Origin of the sequence: Lachnotalea glycerini (assembly GCF_003201285.1) — a bacterium.
GTDB lineage: Bacteria > Bacillota > Clostridia > Lachnospirales > Lachnospiraceae > Lachnotalea > Lachnotalea glycerini.
This window is the reverse complement of sequence record NZ_QICS01000002.1, coordinates 145,934-171,700: the sequence shown is the minus strand read 5'-3', so window position 1 is coordinate 171,700 and position 25,767 is coordinate 145,934. Positions and strand designations below refer to the sequence as shown.

Here is a 25,767-nt window from a genome sequence, read left to right as displayed (position 1 = left end):
ACCTCCAATTCAAATAAATTATATCATTATATCTCATTTTCTTCCACCTGATTTATTGTGTATATTTAGTAATATATTCAAAAAGAGAAGATGCCAACACACCTTCTCTTTACACCTAACATGCTATTTTCTGTGCCCTTACAAGATAATCTGTAGCCTTTGCTGTAAAGTCCATGAATCTCCACTTTACTCGTATCTCTGTCTGTGAATAAACATCAACTCTTGAAATCACCTCTGCCAATTCACTCTCAGTAAAAGAAATCCTATCCTTGAACTTTTCAATCTTTTCTTCCAGCTCTTTTTCCCATTCTTTCTGAGCCTCCTTATCTCCTATGCCGTTTAGAATTTGTAGTTTTTTATCCTCTAATTCTTCAATCTGAATTCTTATTTTATCCTTTTGCAAAATATATGCTTCCTTTGTAAACCTTCCCTCATGATATCTCTGGTTCAAGCTAATTGTTGATTGCTTCAACTTCAAGATTTCTTTTTCAATTTCATCACCTGTCATTGCCGACTTATGATTCTGAAAGATTTTCATTTTACTGCGCTTTACAAATGTTTGCAGCTCAATTAACGAACTTACATATTTTACAACCATTGCTGATAATGTAGCCTGTAACGGTATCGTCATTATTTTCATTTCATCACATCCATTTTTAACATCATATTTCTGACGTACACAAAACAAATATGGATTAACCGGATTGTTTTCCTTTTGAAGTAATCTGCCACAATAAGCACAATAACAGAAACCCTGTCTTCGACTTTCACCAACGGCTACATTACTTCTTTCTTTTATTGGCATTATTTCTTCATTTACTTTTCTAAAAATCTCTTTTGAGACAATACCCTTATGGGTATTCTCAACTATAATCCATTCTTTCCGGTCTACTCTTATATTATCATTCTTTGCTACCTTGGTTGTCGCTCTTACATTACCAACCATATCGCCAGCATAACGCTGATCCCTAATTATTTTCATAACCTTAGCTGATGTCCAGATTGTTTTAGAATCAACTTCATAACTCCGTCGATCACATTTATTCTTGTACCAGGCAGGGGTTTTAATCTGTTGTTCATTTAGCATTTTTGCTATTTGAATACTGTTCTTACCCGTCAATGCATAATCAAATATCATTTCTACAATAAACGCTGTTTCATCATCAATTTCTAGCTTATGAATATCTTTTGCACTTTTCTTATATCCGAAAATGGCATTTGCACTAATACATTGCAATTGTTTTTGTCTGGTTTTAAAGTCTGGATTGCCCTATTTATAAGGATGACCAGACTTTTTTGTTCTTCCAACTGTCAAACGTGAGATTTAAGTATGCCTCATCCACTTTTTTATTGTCCAGCGAAATAAGCAATATAATATTTCCATAACATTCAGCATTGGAAGTAAATTAAAATTTTGAAATATAAAGCCTAAATTTTTTCTTCTATATTTAATCAAATCATCACTTTTTAACTCATATAGATTCACTCCGTTTATTAACACTTATCCTGCTGTTGGTTCCTCTAATCCCGCTAACACGTTAAGAAAAGTTGTTTTTCCACTGCCTGATGTTCCAACAATTGATATAAACTCCTTCTGTTCAATATTTAAGTTCACATTGTTTACAGCTTTTATCACATTATTTTCGCTTTCAAAAAATTTACATAAATTAGTTGTTTGTAATATCATTCTCTTTTCCTTTTCCCCTTTTATCACTTTTTCAAAAATATAAGTTAGATAATAGTTGATCAATTCACTCATGATTGTCTTATTTATAAAATCTTGCGTATACCTTATATTCTTGTATCGTAACATTATATATGTAAATTGTTGTTATTAAAGACAAACTTATCCTATCATCTTTATCTATATTGGTAAATGTCTTCTTTCTGGATGACCTGCTTCCGTGGTCAGATAAACTTCCGAAAATCTGCCGGAACCAAGCAAAAATCTTCTTGTATGTAATTTATGTAATGCTTTTAATGTTTTGCATCTATACTTTCTTATGTAAACGGTATAATAAGTCTTCTTTTTTATCCAATGTATAAAAAATTATAATAGGTATACACACTACTAGCAAACCTCCAACAATACCAAATAGAATATATGCTATCATACTTCCTTTATATATAATAAACTCCATTGCATTTCCTAGGGCAGTCACAACTAAATAATTTAATACCAATCCTACTCCAATACCTACTGCTAAAGATATCAACATATAATAACCACCTTCAAAAATCAGGGTACCATAAATTTGATTTCTACTCATTCCCATACTCTGCATTATTGCCAATTCTCTCTTTCGATTATGGATACTATTATAAATTGAATTGATAAAATTCAACAATCCAATAACACCCAATACCGTACTGATACAAATTCCAAGGGTTAAAATAGCATTAATATATCCTTCCAATTGGTTTTTATATGTCATTTTTGATTCATAAGACATTTCGTTATTTTTCTTTATTAATTTTGACATATTGTTGTCCCACATAGATTCGTAACCATCATCGACATCATAAGCATATACATAGTAATCTTCTAACTGCATTTTATCCAGCCATTCTTGTGATGGTAAATATAGATTTGTCGAATAAGCATAATGTTGTCTCATTGACACATCGTATGGAATATCCCCAATAGCAAGAACTGTGTATTCCTTTTCTTCTCCATTATCTAAAACTATCCTAACTTTATCACCCACATCATAACAGCTTAATGTTCCATTACTTTCTACGAAACATCCTGCTACAATATAATTTCCAGTTTTAAATTTATCCAAATCAAGTTTTCCATCTATGACAGAGATCTTTTGAAAAATCAAGTCATCCAATCCATAAACATCAGACATCATAGTATGTTCTTCGTTGATACCTTCTTCGCCCACTATTTCACTAAATTTGGAAAAGGCCTCACCTTCCAAATCTACATTAACCGTTGTAACACTAGCTCCACCAGATACATTAACACCCTCCCACTGATTAACGGTTTCAAGCATATCGCTATTTAAACTTGTATATCTTCCACCCACTTTATTAAAGTATTGCTCGCTTCCTATAATAAAATCGCAACTTATGGCATCTTTTAAAAAAATATCCATGTCAACTCCACTTGAAACGGAATAAAATAGAGATGTCAAAATAATACATAGTGACAAGGAACAGCAAATCATTATTGCTTTTTTTCGTTCGTTCATTACATTTTTCCAAGCCATAACATACAGTCTGTATGCTTTTCTAGATTTCTTATTCTTAGAATTTTGAGTTTTTTTAACATCTACATAATTTTTAGCTTCTATAGGTGATATTTTTACCGCCAAATCAATCGGCTTTCTACTACTAATCAGCACTGTAAAATAAGAAAATAGTGCTGAAAAAACAAATATCAATGGATTAGGCAATGTGTTAGTGACATCAGTACCATATGTTGCTAATATCTGTGGTAAAAAGGACATAGAAACTATAAAACCAACCAATAAACCTATCGGAATAGCTATAGCACACAGTAAATTTGTCATAGACCTTATTATCAGACGTATCTCTTTTTCACAAAAGCCTAGTGTAACTAAAGAACCATAAAATCTCGTATCCTGCATAACAGATATATAGTATATGTTATATATAATGAAATACCCACATAATATAATCAATAATAACACACAAATAAAAGCAAATATAACATCAGCTTTTAGATCTGCTACTGACAAATATGCCTCATTCAAAATCCAATCATTCTGCTCAGCACTTGATTCTTCAAGAAACTGCTTCATGTACTGTTCCATATGAACCGTATTTGGAAACATAACCTCTACGACTTTTTGTCCCAAAGCGGAATCCAGAAATATTTCCCCATCCAACTCATCTAAATTATTGTTTAAAAATGATTCTGAAATAAAAGCAACCATAGAAGATGTCGCGAGACAATCATATACACCACATATTATAAATTCACTGGATTGTACATTTGCATTGATGGAATATTGCAATTCAAGTTTCATTCCCTTCTTAAAGGTTAATCCTTTATTCTCTAAGAACTGAGTAGAAACAACAATTTCATTTTCATTTTCTGGCATTTGTCCTTCAACTATATCATAATACATCCATGAAGCCATGGTGTCCTCACAATACTGCATCTCAACCACTGCAGTCTGATCTGCCTCTTCCATATATCCAAGATGCGTATAATAACTAATATCTGAAATAACTCTGCTTTGTTTCATAAGTTTATATTGTTCATCAGTAACATCTCTCACCGCACCATGTGCAACCCATCCAGCATTTTCAAGTTCTGCTGACTGAATACTGTTTTTAAAGTAAAAAACAGATGAGAAAGCTGTAGTAAAAAGCAAAGTAGTTAGAACAACAGCAATTATAATGCAAAGATTCCTCATCTTATTATCTAATAACTTTTTTCGAATTATTTGCTTAAATAGAGGTATTTTATTTTTTTTCATTATTAGCCTCCTCTATTATTTTTCCATCTTTAACACAAATAACTCTGTCACATAATTTAGCAATCTGAATATTATGAGTAACAATAATTACCGTTCTGCCCATTTTTCTACATAATACTTTAATTAAATTTATAACTAATGCTGAATTCTTACTGTCAAGATTACCCGTTGGTTCATCTGCAAGAATCAGCTTTGGTTCGTTAATAAGAGCTCGTATAATGGCAACACGCTGCTGCTCTCCCCCAGATAATTTTGATGGAAGCACATATTTTTTATCATTTAACTTAAGATTATTTAGCAGATAATCGATTTTATTTTCATCAGCTTCTTTATGGCTAAGTTGTAATGGTAACATAATATTTTCATATACATTAAGCACTTGAATCAAGTTATAATCCTGAAAAATAAAACCAATATTATTTCTGCGATACAAAGTACGTTGGTTCGGATTCATTTTGGATACTTCCTGATTATCTATAATAATCTTTCCACTATCCATTTTATCTAATCCACCCAATAAATTCATTAATGTTGTTTTACCACTTCCAGAATCACCTACAACTGCTACCAATTCTCTCTCATTAACGTTAAAACTGATATTATCTAATACTTTATTTGATACGTCACCATCTTTATATATCTTACTTACATTCTCTACTCGAATAAACGGTTGATTACCTTTCATAATTATACCTCCAATTATAATTTTACGATATTTCTCTTTTCTCGTTTTCGCAGTTTAACTTCATAATTCTTTGCTTTAAAGAAAAGCAATGAATTATCGAGCGTCTTATTCACAACATAATCGTAAAAATATATGTAACAAAACGTTTGCGTTTCTCATTTTATAACAAATTATAGTTGTTCAGTCGCTTAATTTATTTTGTGATTATATGTAAAATTCACATTTAATAAGTAGCCTTATCTAACTTTACTAAAGTCATTCGGTAATCACATGTGCTTTGAGAAAATCTTTAACAAATGCTCTATTTTGCTCTTAACAGAAATGCTCCACTCTTCTATCAATCTCTTGGAATCTCCAAGTCTTAGATATACTAACTATCAATATTTTATAAAAACTTTTACCCTGAAATATTTAACAAATCTATTTAATTAGCAGACATGTAAATTCAATCTTTGACGTCTTAGAAATAATTTATTGAATCTGAAATTTTTGACTATCATCCCCCATATACATTTTCTTATAATATATATTTGATTTCATAAGCTCCTCGTGCTTTCCTTGGGATACAATTTTTCCGTCCTTTAGTATATAAATGCAATCTGCATCTATAATGGAATGGAGCCTATGAGTGATGATAATAATTGTTTTTCCAACAATGTTTTTCCTAATATTGTCAATAATATTTTTCTCTGTAAACTGATCCAGTGCGGAAGTTGGTTCATCTAATATTAATATAGGAGCATTACGGATTATTGCTCTTGCTAAACAAATTCTTTGTTTCTCTCCACCAGAAAGTTTTATACCTCTATCTCCAATTATTGTATCATACCCTTTTGGCAAAGACATAATAAAATCATGAATACATGCAATTTTAGCAATTTTTTCAACCTCATTTTTGCTACAATCCATTTCTAAAATTATATTATTGTAAATTGTATCATTAAATAAATACGAGTCTTGACTCAAAATTGAAAGTTTACTCCGAATATATTTTACATCGTATTTTCTTAATTCTGTTTTATTTATTTCTATTTTACCACTTTGAATATCCCATAAACGATAAAGCAGTGATATAATGGAAGATTTACCTCCTCCACTCTCCCCAATAATTACATTTATTGCATTTGATTTCAGTTCCATATCTAATTTATCTAAAACTAACTCATCTTTATATCCAAATACAACATTTTTAAAAACAATATCATTTTTCTTCTCGTTTAATCCTGATTGCATACCATTATGAGCTATTAAACTGGGCTTATCTAAAAATTGATATACCTTTTGCAATGATATTTTTTTTGATTGAATATCCATTAATACACTTGAAACTTCTAGTATAGGTATAATTAATTTTGATGCATACATATTGAATGCCATAAATCCACCTATTGTTAGCTTAGACGAAATTACTTTTATTCCACCAAAAGCTAAAATGTCAATATTTATTAGAGCAGACAAAAACTTCAATACACCATCATTTTTTATATACACTAAGTCTATATCTAATCCACATTGTGTTAGTTCTTTTACACTCGCACGATATTTTTTATGCAGAATTTTTTCTCCTTTACTAAATACTAACGCCATAATTTCACTAATCATACTTTCTAACAATCCAGTGATATTTCCATAACTTTCTCTTAATGCAAATGCTTTTTTTGTACCGAGTTTTTGAAAATACTTTTGTGTAAAAAATACTACTGGTAGAATAATTACAATTGTTAAAAGAAGATCCCATTGTAGATACAGCAAAAAACAAAACATGCATACTGCAATAATAATGTCTGAAATAAACTTAAATATTTTTGCAGAAACAAATCCTTTAAGTTTATCTATATCTTGAAATATTGTTACAAAAATTTCTCCACTTGAAGAATTACTATAGTATTCACCCGACATTTCTAACAAATGTGAAATACATCTTTGCTGAAAATCCATGTAAACTTTATTACTAAATTTTGTATAAATCTTATTGATACAATAATTAATTACTGCTTCGAGAATTGTAATTATTAATACACCTATTCCCAATGCAAGAACCATATAAATTTTATGGTTCGGAATCGCTTTATCAAGAACCTGCATCATTAAAATTGGCGGAATCAAAGATACAATAATTTGAAATAAAGATAATATTATCAAATAGATAATTGTTCTTTTATTTTCTTTTACAAAAAGTTCTTTATAAAATCTTATTATATATTTATTGTTTTTTTCATTCATGTAAACATCTCCAAGAAAAATCTTTTATTTTCAATTCACTTCCAATTCTCTTTCAATAATTTTTTGAAAGATATATAATCTAAAAAATCTTTCAAAAAGATATCTTTCCTATTAAACTTAATGTGATATTTTTGTTCGATCATTTCAATAATCCGATACGCTTTACTTCCGTTTATCGCTATCAAAGGATGTGTCCAATAATTTTCACGTAGAACTGATATATCACGTATTTTAAATATCTCAAGTAAAATATCATCTACAAGAATATCATCAATATAACATACTGAATTATTAACTTTACCTACTGGAAGAGGAGAATCTGATTGAACTACTTTGTTATCATCCCATCTATTCTTTTCAGCATTCGCTTTAAGCTTTTTCATATCAAAGTCATGTGTTTTATCATTAAAACAATTAGCTAGATGAGATGCAAAAATTGCTGTTGCTTTGCTATTACCATTATAAAATCTATATTGACTATCATCATACTCAACCAATATTGGGGATTTATCTGCTACAGCTTTTATTTTCTGATCATCATACCAATAACGAGTACCATCATTAAAGTTGTATCCATGTACAGTAATAACACCTTCTATTAGGTCCAATGCAGTTTTATTTGAGTTATTAGAATATGATGTAACTATTTTAGTACCTCGGTTTAAAATTTTATTACATATATCTTTTATTTCTTTATTAATAGTATCTGATGATATACTTAAACTCATATTAATAAAATTCAAATTTTGAGTACTCATAAAATCTAAGGCACAATACAGTTTTTTTATACTAGTATTTAATTTTTCATCAAAAATTTTTGCTGATACTATATCAACTTTTTTAACAGAATAATCCTCAATAACTTTAGCAGTCATTGTACCATGACCATTTAAATCATCCCTGCTTTTATCTCTTTGTTCTGTAAAATTGCCTTGAATAACATTACTATTAACAGCTATTGTATTTATTCCACTATCAATTATTCCAATGCGCATATTAACCCCTAATCTAAAATAGAACATAATATTATAGTAATTCTCCCAACCTCTATTAATAAGCATTCGAAGAATCACTATAAATGTTATATGACTACTACAGATTTTTACATACTTAAATTCTAAAAACTGATTTTTATTTCTTCATATTCTTATGCAAACGGATTAACCCATGAATCATAAGTTACTATTCCACATCCTAAATCTGCCATTCCAGGTAATACCCATGATGATGTATGCTTGCAATCATTCTCACATTCATAACTAGCTTCACCATTTACAACTAATTCCTCATCCATCAAATCAATAACTTCTGTAATTTTTTCCATGATTATATCTCTCCTTTATATTTATATGATTTATTATTAAGACTATTTTTATATAGTCATATAACTATATTTTATATATTTTATATTTTATATTTTCTATCCTGCATAACAATTCAGAAGGTTTATTAAAATCATCTGAATTCATTACATTAAGATATTTGCATTTAGTTCCTACACAATATTTCATATAAGTACAACCACTGCATTCTTTATTAGGCGTATTATATATATTACAAAGCTCTTCAGTGTCAATTTCTAAACCAGTCAGGATATTTCCAAGCTTATATTGCTCTAATCCTGCTACTACTGAGCAAGGATAAACATCCCCATTTGGTAATATGTCAAACTTAGTAATTCCCCCACCGCAAAAAGTTTTGATCTTCATTTCTTTTTTATTTATCATTCCAATCATTATAATGTCAGTGTTTTGATATTTGAGTTTCACTTTCTTAAGTTGGTTTTCTAAGCTATTTAATTTTTCCTCATTCCATCCTTGATCTTCATAAACAACAGATGGAATAATTTTACGAAATCCTAATTCAACCATATTTGTTATACTATCTGCTAAGGCATGTACTGTTTTTGAATTAACGGTAATTCTAATTCTCACTTTTTCTTTATTCAAGCCCGCATTTTTTAAATTATAAATAATGTCTTCATATGTCCCCTTACCATTTGTATATTTTCTATTTGCATTATGCATCTCTTTATTACCATCAATGCTAAGAGATATGGTATTCATATAACTATTCAACCATTTTGCTTTTTCATTATCCAATAAAGTTCCATTAGTAACTACGTTATAAGAAAGATTATAATTCTTTAATTTTTCTCTTGTTTTTCCAACAAAATGTACCAACTTATCAAATTCTAGTAATGGTTCTCCTCCATGAAAATTAATTACAACATCTTTATCCTGCATTTCATCATGTACCTTACAAACTATAAAATCTATAATTTTCTCAAGATTTTCTTCCGGTGCATGATAACTTCTGTCAATTTTATCATTTTCATAGCAATAACTGCATCTCATATTACAACAATTTGTAATCCATACTGTAAAAGATATCATATTAATCCCCCCACACTATGTCCATAAGCATTTTTTTCCTAAAAGTACAATTCTCTGACTGTACATTTCCATCTGCAAAAATTTCATAATATTCTTGTAAACATCGCCAACAGAAGTCCCTCACTTCACATTCATTACAATTACCAACCTTATCATATGATAATCTGGCATAATTTTTAAATCCAACTTGCTCATATCTTTTTGATATATAACTATTTAAGTCAGAAATATCTTTAATATTTCCCATTTTCATTTTTTTATCTACACCAGCTACGGGACAAGGATATATATCCCCATTAAACTGTATATACAAACTGGTTATAGCTGCACTACACCTTGTAGCTAATGTTAAATGTTTTCTATATTCTGATTTAGGTATTGTTTCATTAAATAGCCTCTTTTCATTCTTATTATCAAGTATTAATCTATTTTTATTTTCGCTCCCCCTTCCAACAGTAAAAAATCTTCTAAGAACTGCTTCTACTTCAAGATCTTCGCATAACTTTTGGAATTGTCTAACTTCATTTTTATTTATCTCTGCTTCAACAAAAGATAATGAAATATTATGATAATTCTTTGATTTCAACAATTTTATAACTGATATTACTTTTTTAAAAACTCCACGACCTCTTATTTCATCACATACTTTTTCTGATGCAGCATCTAAACTAATTGCTACATTATCAAAATTGTTTATTATTAATTCAGCATTGTCTTCATTTATTAAAGTCGCATTGGTCATTAACGTCTTCCGACCGATTACATTCTTCCCAATAAATTCAGCTATTTCATGAAAATCTTTATGTACAAGAGGTTCTCCTCCTGTTATGCCTATATTCTCAACGTTTTTCAACTGTAAAATTGTTGACAGTATTACATCTTTATCTAATTCATTGTACTCCGTTGCATTTGCAGAATATCCACAATGCAAACACTCCAAGTTACATCTATTTGTAATCGCAAAGATTACAGTCTTTAATTTTTCTACTTCTTTCTCTTTTTCTACTTCTTTCTCTTTTTCTACAAGCACATTCATATCTTTTAGAATCTTTCCCAGCTCACTTGTTTTGGAATAATTATATACTCCTACCATTCCTCCATGTTCCAACAATTCTTCAAAGGTATTATGTAAAGTATTATTAATCCGAATCCACTTTCCATTTTTAACATTCCCCAAAATTGTATATTTATCATTTCTCCTAATTATCGCATCCCTAGAATATTTCATATACTTATACATGGATGTAATTACGAATACATCCATTCTCTCCCTCCTTAAATGTTAGCCGACGAATTTATATTTCTCAGTTCTTCAATTCTATGACGTTTTCCATTCTTCGATTTAGTATCCATACTCTTATATTCAATTTCCTCAATTGTATTCCAAGAAAAAGAAAGTTCCTAAAGTAAAAAAGAAAGGTGAAAAAAACTCCCACTGATACAGGTACTATCTGAAAAACCACTGCCTTTTCCTATCTGTAAAACGGGCTTATGCAAGCATCGTGATGGTTTTCTTCTGACCATTTTCCCTCTCTGCAAAACAAAAAATTTTTATTTATCCTAGATTATTCATCTAGCTATATCTAACGGTGCTTCAAACAGTATAATTACTGATTTTTATCTGGTATTACTTTTCACTTAAAAAGTGGACAAACTGAATAGAAAAAGAGCTTCATCTTTTGTATAATGAAATCACCACAAAATCAAAAACACAAAAGAGAAGCCCTTATGCATAGTTTAGATGAACTTTATTTGGAAAGCAATAACAAGATTAAAATAAATTTCAACAGAGGCGATTTATCATCTGATGCTGGTCTGATTCCAGTATAACATATCAAACTACAAAATCAACGACTATTTGTCGTATTTTTTCGACATATTCCAACATAAGCTTTAATATAATACACAAAAAGGACGATTACTATTTCCAGCGATATTATTTGACAGCGAGCAACGACCATCTAATAAGTAGTTTTCTAAATAAGTTCTTTTATTCATTCATAGGTGACAGCTTTATTAAGCTTTGAATTTTTTAGTGCAGAAACTGTTTCAAGCCAACTCCAAAAAGCCTCCAGAATAGGTGCTGCTTGTTCCAGACGCTGTTGTTTTCTCTCTTTTGGTGGTAATTCCGAAAATACTTGTTTCAGTTTAAATAACTGATCACAGTAGTTTTTCCCAATTTCTGCTGTTCATGGGACAAGTAGTTTTTCGGCTTCTGGTGGCATGGTTTTGATAAACTCTCTACGAAGATGAGTAAAACATCCCACCCTTGTAATTCCTTCTACCTTATCATAGCCAGCGTATCCATCGGAATGCAGATAACCTTTAAATTCCTTTAAGTAATTATTGGGATTATCCCCGCTTTAAAGATCATAGGTTTGCTTCACAATAGAAGCCAAGCCATCAATTGATTTTCTCATATCCGTATAACCACAAACGATATATTTTTTTGTACCGTAGACAAGTCACCTAACATAATAACCTCAAAGCTTGTATTGTATTATTAATAACCGAGGAGGAAGCATTATTTTTAATATGTACCGTGAACGAGTCAAGCTGTATTGTAATTGTCGTATCGGTACTATTGCTTGTATACTCTACTTTTTTTCATACGTGGGGATACATGGCTCTTCATCGATTATATTTACTGGAACAACTGATTGTTTCGATTCTTTTCTAAGTGACAAGCTTGTAGATTCTGAATCAGAAATCGATTTTTCAATCCTTAACTTTTTAATCCAATAATAAAAAGTAGGTGGTTTAATATCGTGCTCTTTGCACCACTGTGAATCAGAGAGCCACTACTACGGCAATCCATTATTCTTTTCTTCCGGAGTTCAGATTTTAATATAGCTATGAGAAATACCTCCATCTCAATTTCAAATATAAAGTAAAAGACTCTAACTTTATATTCTGTTAGAGCCAATTATATAATACTTTTATTGAGTTGAAAAACTACCTGGTAATTTTACGCTAACAAAAAATACTACTTCTATAATAACTCTTATAGAAAATAAAAGAGCTGCAGTAAAATGATAAATGCAAATCATCCTGCAGCAGCCTTACGCTTCATTTTATATTTGATTATTATAAAATAATAGTTCCCACCCTTAAGTCTTCCTAATAATGAATACTATAATATTTGTTCCAGAAGATTTAAAATAGTACTATTAATTCAATAGATTAAATGAAAAAACTCAAAAAGCTTCTTTGTAAAATCAATAAAACAAGAAAATATATTACTTATATAAAGAGTAGTGGCTATTCGTTGCAGTTTCATTATTCTGGCAAACTATCCCTCACACAAAGCGCCCCCCAGCCAACCTGCGGATTGGGGTACTCTTTAAACCCCGGCAGAGGCCTGGCACCTTTAATTAAATAGGCCTTTACTTTTTCTGCTTGTGTCAAGTTAAGACTAAAAAAAATTGATATATTTTTTGCGTTTGCTGTTCTCAACTCACTAGAAAGCACAGTCTTCCTGCGTTCTCTGGTGAATTGAGAAATTTTTGCTTTTATAATTAAATATATGCAAGAGTGATTGTCCAGTATGATAAGCATTAATCGCTTCTTATCATATTGGATCAATCACACATTTTTAATTTTCTCTACCCCGTGCATCAACTATAGCTAATACTGCTACCATAGTCCGGGAAACATGTAAGTTAGGATTGACGATTTCCATCACAGCACCACATACCACCCTTTCTCGATATGCTATGCTCCAGTGCCACCTGGCTGCCACTTTGTAGCAGTTGTTTCATTATCCATCAAAGCTTTGCAATGCGTATCAATAGCATTACATCCATCTGGTTCGCTCTTTACCTTTCACGTCTTCTATTACGATACCTTGCTTGAACTGTTTTACCAACAGGTACATCACCGCGAATCTACAGATGGATCACGTTTACTTCCAAAGCAAATACTGCTGCTCTGGTTTCAACTAAGTGTGTTTGACTTTTGTTACTTACACTCGATATTCGGTTGTCAAGGTTATTCTCATTCTGGTAACTCGACCTCGAAACCTCCACTCCTGATAAACTTTTAGATAAGATTATGTATTCTTATTTTATATGTTTTAGGCGGTACTAAATACCACTCTGAAAGCCTTTGTACATTTACTGATACCATTTCGCCTGTGAATCGTATAATTGTTTATATAAGCCATCTCGGCTTATTAGTTCTTCATGTGTACCTATATCGTCTATAGTACCGTTATTTAGTACAATAATAGAATCTGCAATTTTAGCAGAACCCAAGCGATGAGTAATAATAACTGCCGTCTTATTTTTCGACAGTTCTGCAAACTGATAATAAATCTTAGTCTCTTCTATCGGATCTATTGCTGCCGTTGGCTCATCTAGCACAATAATACTACCATTTCTATATAAGCCTCTTCCTATTGCAATTCTCTGCCACTGTCCACCGGAAATATCTGTACCACCAAATTCTCTTGCCAACATGGTATCCAAACCTTCTGAAAATGTTCTTCCATCTATTTCAAGATCAACATCATGCAATATGCTGGAAATTTCAGTATCATTATGTTCTTTCTGCATACAACTAATAGAAACGTTATTTCTTAAATTCATCTTATATTTTTGAAAGCTCTGGAATACAGCAGAGCAGTTTCTTGAAATGCTTTCCTGCTTAACTTCTTTTGTATTATTGCCTCCAATATAAACATCGCCCTCTGAAGGTAAGTATAATCCTAACATGAGTTTTGCCAACGTAGACTTACCAGCTCCGTTCGCTCCGACAATAGCAACTGTTTCTCCCTGACGAATAGATAAATCTATATTCTTCAATGAAAATTCATAACTGAATGGGTACTGGAAAGATACTTGATGAAATTCTATACTGTGCTTATCAATAGCTGATTCCTTTCCGCTTTTTTCTGGTAAAGACAGAAAAAAGAACGAATTCACCACTGCTGGTATAGACGCTGATATATCTCCAATATTATTTCCTACATAGTCCATGTAATTAAATGTCTGATCTATAGAAGTTAAAATTGCTACAAATGCTGCGGTTCCTAGGACTCCCTTGTGCAAACAATAATACATGATTACTAAAATAACAATATATGCAAACAAGCTAAATAATCGGATTCCTAACTCAACCATAGAACTCCTTCGTTCCGCTTTCCAGGATTCCTTCCTAAACATCAGCAACGCTGCTTCATATAATGTCCGAAAGAAATAAACAGCTCCCAGTAACCGAGTCTCTTTCGTATACTCCCTATCCATAATGCATCTTCTATAATAATTCATTAGTCTCCTCGTTGGAGCTACTGAGTCTTCAAACTTAGCATAATATTTTGAGCGAGCATACTGCCCCCCCAATGTCGGTAACAAAAGGGCTAAAACACCTATGCAAAGTACTGGATGAATAAAGTATGTATAAACAGCGAAAAACAAGAAATATGGAATATAATATGAGCAAAGAGTAATTAAAATTCTTACAGCCGTTGCGGATTGTTCCACTCCTTGGTAAGCTTTATTAATACAGTTCAACATTTTAATATCCTCATAGCAGATTGTATCAATATTTGCTGCCTTTTGGTTCACTCTTCGTCCTAAGTTACCCCCTAAGCGGATGCCTAAGTCTTCCATCATTACATCAGAAATTCCCTGCACTAATAATGTAAAAAGAATAAAAATCCCCCAGAAAACGCCTAAGCCAAGTGCAATTCGTAAGTTATTATTCGAAGCTGATTCTACTGCTTCAAAAAAATATTGTTTTATAAGAACATTAACACTAGAAGCCAAACCAGATACTGCACATACTACTACCGAAAGCCATACATACTTACTGTGATTTTTCCAAAGCAGGCTTAATAATTCTCTAAATGCAAAAAATATTGTATTTGCTTTCTTCTCTATCACTTGTACCATCCTCTCTGACTCTCATACATATCTGCATATAAACCGTTTTTTATCATTAGCTCCTGATGGCTTCCCTCTTCAACGATCTTTCCGCTATCAAGAACAAAAATCTTATCTGCAAGTTTCGTTGATCCTAATCTATGACTTATAAATATTGTTGTTTTGCCTCTCCCAACATCCCCATACTCTTCATACATCTTACTTTCACTTATAGGGTCTAACGCTGCGGTAGGCTCATCCAGGATTAGGACAGGGGCTTTACTTATAATAGCTCTGGCCATGGCCAATTTTTGCCATTGACCGCCGGAAAAATCAACACCACCATCTAAAATTTTCCCTAACGGTGTTTTAATTCCCAATGGGAGAGTTTTTATTTTATCATAAAGATCTACCTTTTCTAATATATATTTTACCTCAGCGTTTTTATTGTCAGAATTTATGTTATGAATTGCTCCTACCAACACATTTTCTTCTATAGATATGTAATATTTGGAAAAATCTTGATAAACCCCACAGAACATAGCCTTGATTTGACTCTGTGAATATGTTCTTAACTCTTTTCCGTTTATTAATATTTCTCCCTGATAATTATTATATAATGCAGTCATGAGTTTGGTAATAGTAGTTTTTCCTGCTCCATTGGTGCCTACAAATGCATAATGTCCATTATCATGGATTTTAAAACTCACATTTTTTAAAATATCCGTCTTGGCTCCAGGATAACAAAAACATACATTTCTAAATTCTAATTCTTCCAACATAAAAGGTTCTACATCTGGCATTAAATCAACACCTGGTACTTCCTCCAACGATGAAAACTCGCTAAGATCTTTTAAAAATTCACGACACTGGGATAATTGGGATACCGCTTTGGTTAACTCCACACCAACCATATTAACTAAATCATACATACCTGTGGCAAGTGCAACAAACATTCCATAAGAAATTTTGCCCTCCGTGGTAGGAAAAATTAAAGCTATTATAATAAGCCATGATAAGAAAGTAATTGCCGCACTACCGCCTCGGATACTGGATGCCATCTGTATGTTAGCTCTTAATTTAATCTTCCTGGCCTCTTCATATTGACAAAACCATTCTTCATTTATTTTTTCCGAAAATCCAAACAGTGCTCTTTCATTTACGGCTTCTCTCCCTGATAAAACATCGCCTAAATACTGGTATCTCCGCTCATAATCAGCCACTCGTTTGGTTGAATTATAATTCTTTTCACCACTTTTTAGAGATAAGAAAATCAATGGTATACAAGAAATTCCGGTCAGAACACCAATCCACCAAACATTAGTGAAAACTATATACAAAACACCAAATATACGAATGATATACAGCATCAAATTAAATGTCCGCTGCGCCATTAGCCGGACTTGCTCTTCAGGCTTTTTACATACACGATTAATTAAATTCCAGCTATCCTCTTTCTCAATCAGGCTATAGTGCAACTTGGAACATTTATCAGTCAGAGCTTTTCCAAATTGAACAATTGCCATTATTCTTAAATAACTAATAAAAATCTTCCCAACCATAAAAGAAATTCTTCTCCAACCTACACAAATAGCAAGCAGGATAAACCAGAATAGTGTCTCATTCCAAGAACCTTCCAGTCGAATTGCTAAGTCTACAGAATCAATAAATTGTGCTAATACTGATACTTGAAGAACTGCGGCTAATGCTGTCAACATCTTTTGAATACCTAAAGCTACCGTTGAGATAGGGCTGCAGCAAAATGGAATAGTAAGTAAATCATACCACTTGTAATTTTTTTTTAGTTTAAATTTCATTATATTTATCCTTTACTTAAATCTTTTATCTAATTTATTACGAAATACCTCCCAATCGAATTTTGAAACATGTACAATTTTTACGTTCTCACATTTTTCTTCTTTAAATGTTATCCTTGAAGCTAAAATAATTTGATATCGTTCTAAACTTAAGTTACCTTTCATATAAACCTCATTTTTGAACATTTCTTTCCGAAAGAACTAAATTATAAAAACTTAATAGGCTTTAAAATATAAGGTGTATAAGGATAGGTATAACCAATACCTCTTTTACTAACATCGTTAATAAAATATTTTGGAATTTTTTTATCATTCTCATCTTTATGTATCTCCGGAAAATCTATATCCAAATAAACATTATCTTTATCATAGGAACAATCAATTATGTTCCACGGTATGATTATAGTAACAATATTCCCCTCTTTTATTACATTACTTTTTAACTGTAAATAATAATACCCATTAGAGATATCCATTAAATAGAAATTTGAAAAAGTATTTTCCTTTAAGTATATGGCAAATTTATTTATAAATGAATTTAGCGTTTTTCCTTTATTGGATGATGCAATTACTACAGTCACTAATTTCTGTTTTTCAACTAATTCACTAGATATTTTTAATGATAAACCTACATCATTATACTCTATAGTAATATTTCCAATTACTTCAAAATTATAATTATCAGAAATATCGCACCCTCTGATTATTGAGTTACTATGATCTCGCGTTATATTATAGCTATAATAACCATTATAATCTGCATTTAAATAATTACTTTTATTAATAGACCCTATTATATATGACGAAATCTCATTTAAATCCATTTTTAACAAATCTATATTATTATCAAAAATAGTTGCAATAGGATAAAACAAACCTGCTCTCTTTATCTTATATTTTTGATCATCTTCATAAAATGCAAATCTATTAATTACTGATGATAACGATGGATAAACTCTTAATAATGATTCTAAAACAAAATTTAACTCATCTAATGCTATTAATTCTTTTGCTCTTTCATGTAAAATGTTACAGTCTAATTTTTCTCTATTTTTAAAGATTAATAATGCAATATCATGCAATAAAGCAAGATTTATTCTATTATTACCTTCTATTACTCTTTCTCCAGTTATATTCCATCTTACATAGCACCTAAAAAACTCTTTAGTAAAATGCAATATAAGATGTAAAATTCTATCATGTATCTCTAATACTTTGATTTTTATATCATCAATGAACTGCTCTTCACATCTATCAGCTATTTTATTCATCATTTCTACTTTATTATCCAATGTATGAACTAAACTAACATGACAATCCATCTTAATTTTATACATTTTTCCATTATAAAATACTGCTTTTTGAAATTCTGGTAGGTGTATAGAACGGCTTATTATTTCATCATAACAATTTTGTAGTAATTTAGGGGATACTGTTTCTCCGCTTTCCATAACTTTAAATCCCAATTTTCCAAGAATATCCAACGATTCTATAATATCTCGTGGAGCAACAAAAATATCGATATCCTTAGATTTCCTAACTTCAGGATTTAATGTATAGATATCACTTGCTAGGCTTACCCCTTTTAATTGGATAACAATAATATTATTTTGAGAAAATTTTGTTGAAATATTTTTAATCTCTTCTTTAAATAAGTTAAACCTCTGTTTTTGAAGTTTTATATCTTCTTCAATATATGGTAAATTAATACCGTATTTTTTATTAAATTTACTATATAATAATTTTTCTACTTGATACTTCTTTAACATAGGTATAATTTCTTCTTCATTACTTACATCTTTAACTATAAATGCCCATAACTCTTTATCTAATTGATTAGTTAATTCTTCCATCTCTAATATATAAAAGAAATTTATTCTTTTATTTCTCCTTCTGAATTTACTTATTATAATAATCCTGCATTTTCTTAATTATAGCTAACGCTTCATTTACGTTTTTTCCATATAACAATGGAGCATTCAAAATAATTCCTGTTACATCTGAAACTAATATGTTATGTAAATCAAATATGTCACCTCTATAAGGTAAATTATTATCCTTCATTGATGCTAATATATCAGTTGCGATATATATTGGACAGTTATTGTTTTTTGAAATACTTATTATTTTATTTTGAAAATCCGGTAATAAACAAATATCAGATGTAAGCCCAAGGTCTCCTCTACCAACTACAATCCCATTGCCTTCTATACAAATTTGACTTAAATTATTTACACCCTTCTCTGTTTCAATTTTAAATAAGAAATCTATATTTTTATTTAATTTATTTATTACATTTTTTAAGAAATCAATATCTTCTACAAATGAAAACATAATCTTATCTGGATTTGTTTTATTTATGAAATCATACATTTCCCTATTAAATGTTAAATTTATCTGACTTTCGCTACTTATAGATTTTCTGGATATTAGTGTGAATTCATTTAAACACTCAAATTCAATATAATCAGTATGTATTTTTTGAACCCTTAATTTACCTAATCCATCAGCATAATAATAAAATTGATTTTCAATAAAATGGCTATCAAAATTATCTACATTTATATCTCCTAAGCATTCTTCTAGATTTACAGATTTTTTACTTAGTTTAATGATCTGATGTTGTTTTACATCTAACATTTTTGAATTGTAAAGATTAATACGTAATTTTTTTTGTGGTATTGGCAAGTCTAAAATAATTTTATTTTTATTACAAAATCCTCTTATATACTCAATAAATTCATAAGCTTTATTCAAATCTGTAATATCATTTAGTTTATCCAAATTAATTCTAAAATCATATATACTATTACTATTGCAAATTTCCAAGACACTTTCGGCAGGTTCTATTCCCCTAGCTAAAGCTAACGTTGCTATTATTTTCATTGTTTATCTCCTCTTATCCCAAATTAATTATATTAATATATATTAATTATAATTATCTGCATCATTGATAAGACTCCATTTATTGATATTTCTATTCCAATTATTTATTGAATCTTGAAGTCTATTATCATATGTATCATTTATAAGACCATCTTTCAAATTATCCCTAATTTCTTTTATCATATTATTCATTATATTTTGCCAGAAATTCATAGAGTTTATAATAACATTATTAATGTCCATGCCTGCAAGTTCTTTCATCTTAATAAACTTGTCAGTAATTCCCTCATTTTCCAGATAAGCTAAAAGATAATAATCCTCAGTATCCTCTTTTTCTAAATTGTAAATCAAAAATCTTAACAAGTACTGACTCATCTCTCTATATCTAATCATAAAGCCATACAATCTTTTTCTTATTTCATTATTTTCTACTTTATATAGGCTTTTTAATGTATACATTATACTAAAATTTGAATCAATCCATTTTTGACAATATACACTTAAAGCTCCAATCCTGTTATCTACATATTTAACAATATATCTTCCCATGTTAGCATCAGGTGCATAATTATTTAATACAAAAGTTTTTTTGGTTCTATCTTCTATATTTTTAACCATTTTTATATAAGGAGATCCAACCAATATTTCAAGCGATGCCAGCATGTAAGATACTACCGTATATATTGGTCTGTTTAAGGAGTTTTGCTTTATGAAGTTTGGGTCATAAACTAATTTATTAAGTAAGTCATCATAAGAAATTGTACTTAAGTCAATAGGCTTTAGTATGGCATCTGTTCTTTCAAGAAATTCTAAATTTTCTTTTAAATCATTAAACCCATCCATCAAAGGATCGAACATAACGAAACCTATTCTTATATTAATTCCTAAAGCAGTCAGAATTCTTAAGGCAATTACATTTTGTTCAATAGTTGTTCCTTTCCCATATCTAACCAATTGAGAAGAGCAGCCAGATTCAACTCCGACAAATAGTCTATCTAATCCAGCTAATTTACACATATGCCACATTTTAATTTTATCAACGTTCCAATCCACAGTACGTTTATGATCATACACTGAATCAGCTCTTGCTGATGTATCAAACTTTAACTTAATTCCATTATTAATGATACCCTCACAAATTTTAATTACACGATTAGTTTCCATACTATTAGGCAATTCTCCAATAAATTCTTCATCTGCTAAATATATATGTGGTTTAATTCCTAATGCATTACCAGCAATTGTCAACTTATAAATTTGATCCAATGTTTGTTCAGATGTCATATATCTCCAATTGCTTAATTTATGCTGCCTAGGACAAAAGGTACATTTGGAATAATCGCACCCCCTACTAGTTTCTAATGTCAAAGCACCTTTAAGTTTTGAAATATCCTTTAGTGTATCCAAAGCTGGTAAAGGAACTTCTTTTAAATCAATTGCTGTCTTATCATTCTTATGATATATACCAGTATTAACTTCCTTGTATATTATTCCATCAATTTCTTTAATATTTATTTTATTTTTTATATACTTTATTAGATGTGGAAAAGTAACTTCTCCTTCCCCATACGAAACAATGATTTGAGGAAATTTTTCTATAAAGTCTTCTGGATAAAGAGATGGTATTATATTTCCAATTACAATAAACGCATTTTTATTATCTTCATACAGTTTTTCAATTAATTTTATAGCAAGTTTCTTTTGTCCAAAACTTATAGATAGCCCTATAATATCAGGCTTAATATTTTGGGTTTCTCTGATTATTTCTGAAATTGTAGCTCCGACTTGCATATCAATTATATAAATATCTGCAATTTGCATTTTACGTAAGTACGAAGCAATAACTCCTGTACTCAAATTAAGTCTGGGGATTGGAAAATTCTCTATCACACATAAATTTATTAATAAAATTTTAGGCATATCCAAAATTTCCAGCAATTCATTATCAATTTCAAAGCATTTATAATGAATTGTTTTTTTTATCTTATTAGACCAATTAGGTTTCCATCTATTTAATAATAAATTCTTTTTTAAATCATATATTGGGGACATAGCCAATAAAATATTATCTGATATAATGTATACACATATATTATCTGTCTCTCCTGACATTTGTAATTTATCTATTTTTACATTAAGACTAGATTTTATTATTTTAGATATTTCCTTTACCATATCTTCAGGTTTTAACCAAAATTTTTTTGTTATATTACTTATGTCATTAACCAATTTAATAATGATTTCTTTTTTAATATTATGCAAGTTCATAAGTTTCCTCCCCTAATGTATTTTTATGATTTTAAATACCTAAATTCCGCTTGTAAACTATTATCTAAATTAGACATAAATGTATCAATAAAAAATCTAACATATTCTTTTTCATTATAAATTTGATCCATATCAGCCTTAAAATTTTTATGTGCATTTGTGAATTCTAAGTTTCCCCTCAATAATTCCATTTTGGCTTTACGATACGAATCAATTTTATCAGCTATCTCAATTACCTCTTTTATTTTCTTATCATTCATCTTATTAAATACTTGACCCTGTTTATTTTTCATTTCATCAGGTAATGATTGTAAAATGTATTTTTTACATTCAATTTTTAATTCATCTATAGCATTTTTTATATTATTATTATCATTTTTTATAGGTGCTGGTATATGTGTTAAGATTGAATCAGTATAGTCATGATATAATGCACAAATAACAGCGTCTCCACAGTTTATTTTTGTTTCATTCATATTATTGTAAATCTCGCATAAAAGGTGTGTTATCAACGCGACATCAAAACAATGTTGTGCCACATCTTCCTTATAAATTACATTTGTACCATTCCACCTATAAATATATCTTAATCGGTGCATTAAAGAAAAAAAATCACTATACATATAACCTCTCCTAATTGTAATTGCATATTTTGCAAACGTTTGTAATATTTTACATAATTATATAACAGCAATTACAATTTTGCAATTTTTTTCTTATATTTTAGCAATTTTAACTATATATTTTTAATATTTGTTATATTAAATCTTTTTTTCCTATAATTCGACATTTTACTTTTATTATTTGACTTATATTATTTATTGTTGTATAATTCACAAATATTATAATATTTTAGGAGGACATAATGGGAATATTAATAGGATTAGAGGGCATTGATGCAAGTGGAAAATCTACTGTATCTAAATTATTAGAAAAAAAATTATCAGCAGAAAGTATAAATGCTAAAATGATTCATAAAAAATACACCTCATATGAAGATCTACGTATTTCTAAGTATACAAATATCTTAAAAGATTTGATATGGTATGATTCGGATGACCCTTATCATTTTGTAACGAGTCAAGGTTGGTTATATTTGCACGCTCTTTGGTATACTATATTAACTGAAAATTATATTAATCCTAATTTAAAAAATCATGATGTTTTAATCATTGATGGATGGTTTTATAAAATATATAGTAGATTTTTATTAAAAAGTGATTTTAACACCGATTTATTAAATACAGTATTTAATTCAATAAAAAAATGTGATAAGGTTTTTATGTTAAATGCAGACCCAGAAATTTGTTGGCAAAGAAGGAATAATTTTAGCGTAACAGAAATGGGTGGGTATGACTTTTCTGTAGAGAATCCTCATGATGCGTTTATAAATTACCAAAATAACGTCAAAAGTAAATTATTAGAGATAGGTGAAAAAGAAAAATGGGAAATAATTGATACTAATAATTTTTCAGCCGATGAAACAACAAAAAAATTATCAAATTGCATAAAAGATATATTTAGATAGATTACGAGGAGACCAGCTATGAAAAGTCAACCCTAAATATTTACATTTTCTTTCTGACCAGAAAATGGTTGACCTAAAGCTCCACCAGGGTGCTTTTTGAAAAAAATATATTATCGGTCAGATTGTTATTCTAAGTTAAAAGGGACGTTATCAGTCAGCATTTTATAGATAATGCGAACTAACTTACAGCGCAAAACCTTATCTGTCTTAGTCTTGCGAATGTTGTTTTACACATCATAGATGTCTGAATATGGTTAATGACACAAATCTTGTAGTTTTATGTAAGATGAGAAATTCAACAAGATTGTTGCCGTAATGAGCCCTAGATTCAAGACCTATGATGAGGCTGTCCTGCTCAAGAGAATTGAGTTTGGAAGCCTTCATAGTCATTTGTTAACTTAAATGGCTAAATGAGTATTTCACCATCAGAGGATGATAGATTTAGATGAGATAACCCTTATGAACAGCTAAGATTTAGGCGCATCTAGCTAATCAATGATTCAGATAAAGATGTGGCAATACACTCCTATAAAGTAGTTGAACTACAGAAAAAATCTAAAGTCCATAGCATTTGAATGTATCATAAATCACAATTATAAAGGAAAGGAATTATGATATTGAACTTCTATAAATATCATATAAGTAAAAAATGGAATATAAAAAACTTAAAGAATCATTAGAAGAACTTGTTAAATCCTATTGTCAAAAAGAATGTAATTTTTTTGGATATGAAATATGGACGCATCATATAGTTATTGTCCAGCATTTTGCGGTTATGCTTGCAAAAAAATTGGACGCTAATATTGAAGTAGTAGAAATTGCTTCCCTTTTACACGATTTTGCAAGTATAAAGGATCAAAATATGTATCCTGACCATCATATTCATGGTGCACGTGAAGCAGAAATTATTTTAAAACAATATAATTACCCTACTGATAAAATTAATATGATAAAGCAATGTATAGTTGAACACAGAGGAAGTGTTTTATCACAGCACTCTAGTATCGAATCTGAATGTCTGGCAAGTGCTGATGCCATGTCTCATATAGATCAATTAACGTCATTATTACATCTTGCATATGTAAAAAGAAACATGGGAGTTGTTGAAGGGGCTGATTGGACTTGGAAAAAAATTGAGAGAAGTTGGGCTAAACTTTGTCCCGAAGCGCAAATTATAATTAAAAATAAATACTTATTAGCCAAAGATCTATTAGATCATAATTAAAATTTAAAAATACCTTTTAGCAATATAATACTAATTAGACCTTCATAAATAATGGAAGAAAAATAGGAAAAAGATATGTTGTGAGTATGACAAGAATCTCGAAATCATTTCTAAACAAAAAGATAGAAATGCTCCCGAGATTAAGTTTTAATTCCGATATGAATATTTGAAGACTTTTTCAGTCCCCTCCCTTTTGACAGTATGGGGGATTCTTATTATGCATAAAACACAAGAGATTTTTTGGGGTTATTACTCTGGCAGACTATCCCTAACACAAAGCGCCCCCCATCCAACCTGCGGATTGGGGTACTCTTTAAACCCCGGCAAGGGCTTTGCCCCCTTAATTAAATAGGCCTTTACTTTTTCTGCTTGTGTCAAGTAAGGACTAAAAAAAATTCTTTTACTTTTTCTGTGGTTC

19 protein-coding genes and 2 pseudogenes are annotated in these 25,767 nt (G+C 30.0%); 2 read left to right on the top strand and 19 right to left on the bottom strand.

The annotated features are described in order from the left end of the window. Positions 1-115 precede the first annotated feature (115 nt). From C8E03_RS05140 to C8E03_RS05055, 19 genes and pseudogenes are all read right to left on the bottom strand, one after another. Positions 116-1,237: a recombinase family protein gene (locus tag C8E03_RS05140; RefSeq protein WP_110290479.1), complete on the bottom strand. Its 1,122-nt coding sequence runs from the start codon at positions 1,235-1,237 to the stop codon at positions 116-118. A gap of 264 nt (positions 1,238-1,501) precedes the next feature. Continuing rightward, positions 1,502-1,759: an ATP-binding cassette domain-containing protein gene (locus tag C8E03_RS05135; protein ID WP_170122900.1), complete on the bottom strand. Its 258-nt coding sequence runs from the start codon at positions 1,757-1,759 to the stop codon at positions 1,502-1,504. A gap of 232 nt (positions 1,760-1,991) precedes the next feature. Further along, positions 1,992-4,457, bottom strand: a complete 2,466-nt coding sequence (locus C8E03_RS05130; RefSeq protein WP_094377536.1) for an ABC transporter permease — start codon at positions 4,455-4,457, stop codon at positions 1,992-1,994. Further along, positions 4,444-5,142 carry an ABC transporter ATP-binding protein gene (locus C8E03_RS05125; protein WP_094377537.1) on the bottom strand — a complete coding sequence of 233 codons (699 nt, stop codon included), beginning with the start codon at positions 5,140-5,142 and terminating at the stop codon, positions 4,444-4,446. The genes C8E03_RS05130 and C8E03_RS05125 overlap by 14 nt, the downstream gene beginning before the upstream one ends. Before the next feature lie 471 nt (positions 5,143-5,613). After that, positions 5,614-7,365, bottom strand: coding sequence for an ABC transporter ATP-binding protein (locus tag C8E03_RS05120; protein ID WP_094377538.1), 1,752 nt, complete (start codon positions 7,363-7,365; stop codon positions 5,614-5,616). A 35-nt stretch (positions 7,366-7,400) separates the two neighbouring features. Then, positions 7,401-8,360 carry a S8/S53 family peptidase gene (locus C8E03_RS05115; protein WP_094377539.1) on the bottom strand — a complete coding sequence of 320 codons (960 nt, stop codon included), beginning with the start codon at positions 8,358-8,360 and terminating at the stop codon, positions 7,401-7,403. A gap of 152 nt (positions 8,361-8,512) precedes the next feature. Further along, positions 8,513-8,689, bottom strand: coding sequence for a hypothetical protein (locus tag C8E03_RS21875; protein WP_170122899.1), 177 nt, complete (start codon positions 8,687-8,689; stop codon positions 8,513-8,515). Positions 8,690-8,753: 64 nt separating this feature from the next. Beyond that, the gene (locus C8E03_RS05110) at positions 8,754-9,761 is read right to left on the bottom strand and encodes a radical SAM/SPASM domain-containing protein (protein ID WP_094377540.1); all 1,008 of its coding nucleotides are present in this window, start codon (positions 9,759-9,761) and stop codon (positions 8,754-8,756) included. Position 9,762: 1 nt separating this feature from the next. After that, on the bottom strand, positions 9,763-11,025 hold the full coding sequence (locus C8E03_RS05105) for a radical SAM/SPASM domain-containing protein (RefSeq protein ID WP_094377541.1): 1,263 nt from the start codon (positions 11,023-11,025) through the stop codon (positions 9,763-9,765). Positions 11,026-11,755: 730 nt separating this feature from the next. Then, positions 11,756-12,109, bottom strand: a pseudogene (locus C8E03_RS22930) (IS66 family transposase); the annotation flags it as partial. 15 nt (positions 12,110-12,124) lie between these two features. Then, a complete protein-coding gene (locus tag C8E03_RS22925) occupies positions 12,125-12,202 on the bottom strand; it encodes a hypothetical protein (protein WP_110290673.1) in 78 nt (25 codons plus the stop codon). A gap of 156 nt (positions 12,203-12,358) precedes the next feature. Continuing rightward, positions 12,359-12,547: pseudogene (gene tnpA / locus C8E03_RS22920) on the bottom strand (IS66 family insertion sequence element accessory protein TnpA); the annotation flags it as partial. Positions 12,548-13,876: 1,329 nt separating this feature from the next. Then, positions 13,877-15,646, bottom strand: coding sequence for an ABC transporter ATP-binding protein (locus C8E03_RS05080; protein WP_170122898.1), 1,770 nt, complete (start codon positions 15,644-15,646; stop codon positions 13,877-13,879). Beyond that, positions 15,643-17,442 (bottom strand): ABC transporter ATP-binding protein, encoded by a 1,800-nt coding sequence (locus C8E03_RS05075; RefSeq protein WP_094377544.1) that lies wholly within the window; start codon positions 17,440-17,442, stop codon positions 15,643-15,645. The genes C8E03_RS05080 and C8E03_RS05075 overlap by 4 nt, the downstream gene beginning before the upstream one ends. A 12-nt stretch (positions 17,443-17,454) precedes the next feature. Beyond that, positions 17,455-17,607 carry a hypothetical protein gene (locus tag C8E03_RS21870; protein ID WP_170122897.1) on the bottom strand — a complete coding sequence of 51 codons (153 nt, stop codon included), beginning with the start codon at positions 17,605-17,607 and terminating at the stop codon, positions 17,455-17,457. A 41-nt stretch (positions 17,608-17,648) separates the two neighbouring features. After that, a complete protein-coding gene (locus tag C8E03_RS05070; RefSeq protein WP_094377545.1) occupies positions 17,649-19,295 on the bottom strand; it encodes a nucleotidyltransferase family protein in 1,647 nt (548 codons plus the stop codon). A 46-nt stretch (positions 19,296-19,341) separates the two neighbouring features. Next, positions 19,342-20,328: a pyruvate kinase gene (locus C8E03_RS05065; protein ID WP_094377546.1), complete on the bottom strand. Its 987-nt coding sequence runs from the start codon at positions 20,326-20,328 to the stop codon at positions 19,342-19,344. A 42-nt stretch (positions 20,329-20,370) separates the two neighbouring features. After that, positions 20,371-22,596, bottom strand: coding sequence for a B12-binding domain-containing radical SAM protein (locus C8E03_RS05060; protein WP_094377547.1), 2,226 nt, complete (start codon positions 22,594-22,596; stop codon positions 20,371-20,373). A gap of 23 nt (positions 22,597-22,619) precedes the next feature. Next, positions 22,620-23,219, bottom strand: coding sequence for a YfbR-like 5'-deoxynucleotidase (locus C8E03_RS05055; protein WP_094377548.1), 600 nt, complete (start codon positions 23,217-23,219; stop codon positions 22,620-22,622). A 242-nt stretch (positions 23,220-23,461) separates the two neighbouring features. On the opposite strand from C8E03_RS05055, the gene C8E03_RS05050 reads away from it, so the two are divergent. Together C8E03_RS05050 and C8E03_RS05045 are read left to right on the top strand one after the other, a co-directional pair. Continuing rightward, positions 23,462-24,124 carry a dTMP kinase gene (locus tag C8E03_RS05050; RefSeq protein WP_094377549.1) on the top strand — a complete coding sequence of 221 codons (663 nt, stop codon included), beginning with the start codon at positions 23,462-23,464 and terminating at the stop codon, positions 24,122-24,124. Positions 24,125-24,773: 649 nt separating this feature from the next. Then, complete coding sequence (locus C8E03_RS05045; RefSeq protein WP_110290477.1) at positions 24,774-25,349, top strand: HD domain-containing protein; 576 nt, start codon at positions 24,774-24,776, stop codon at positions 25,347-25,349. The last annotated feature ends 418 nt before the right edge of the window (positions 25,350-25,767 follow it).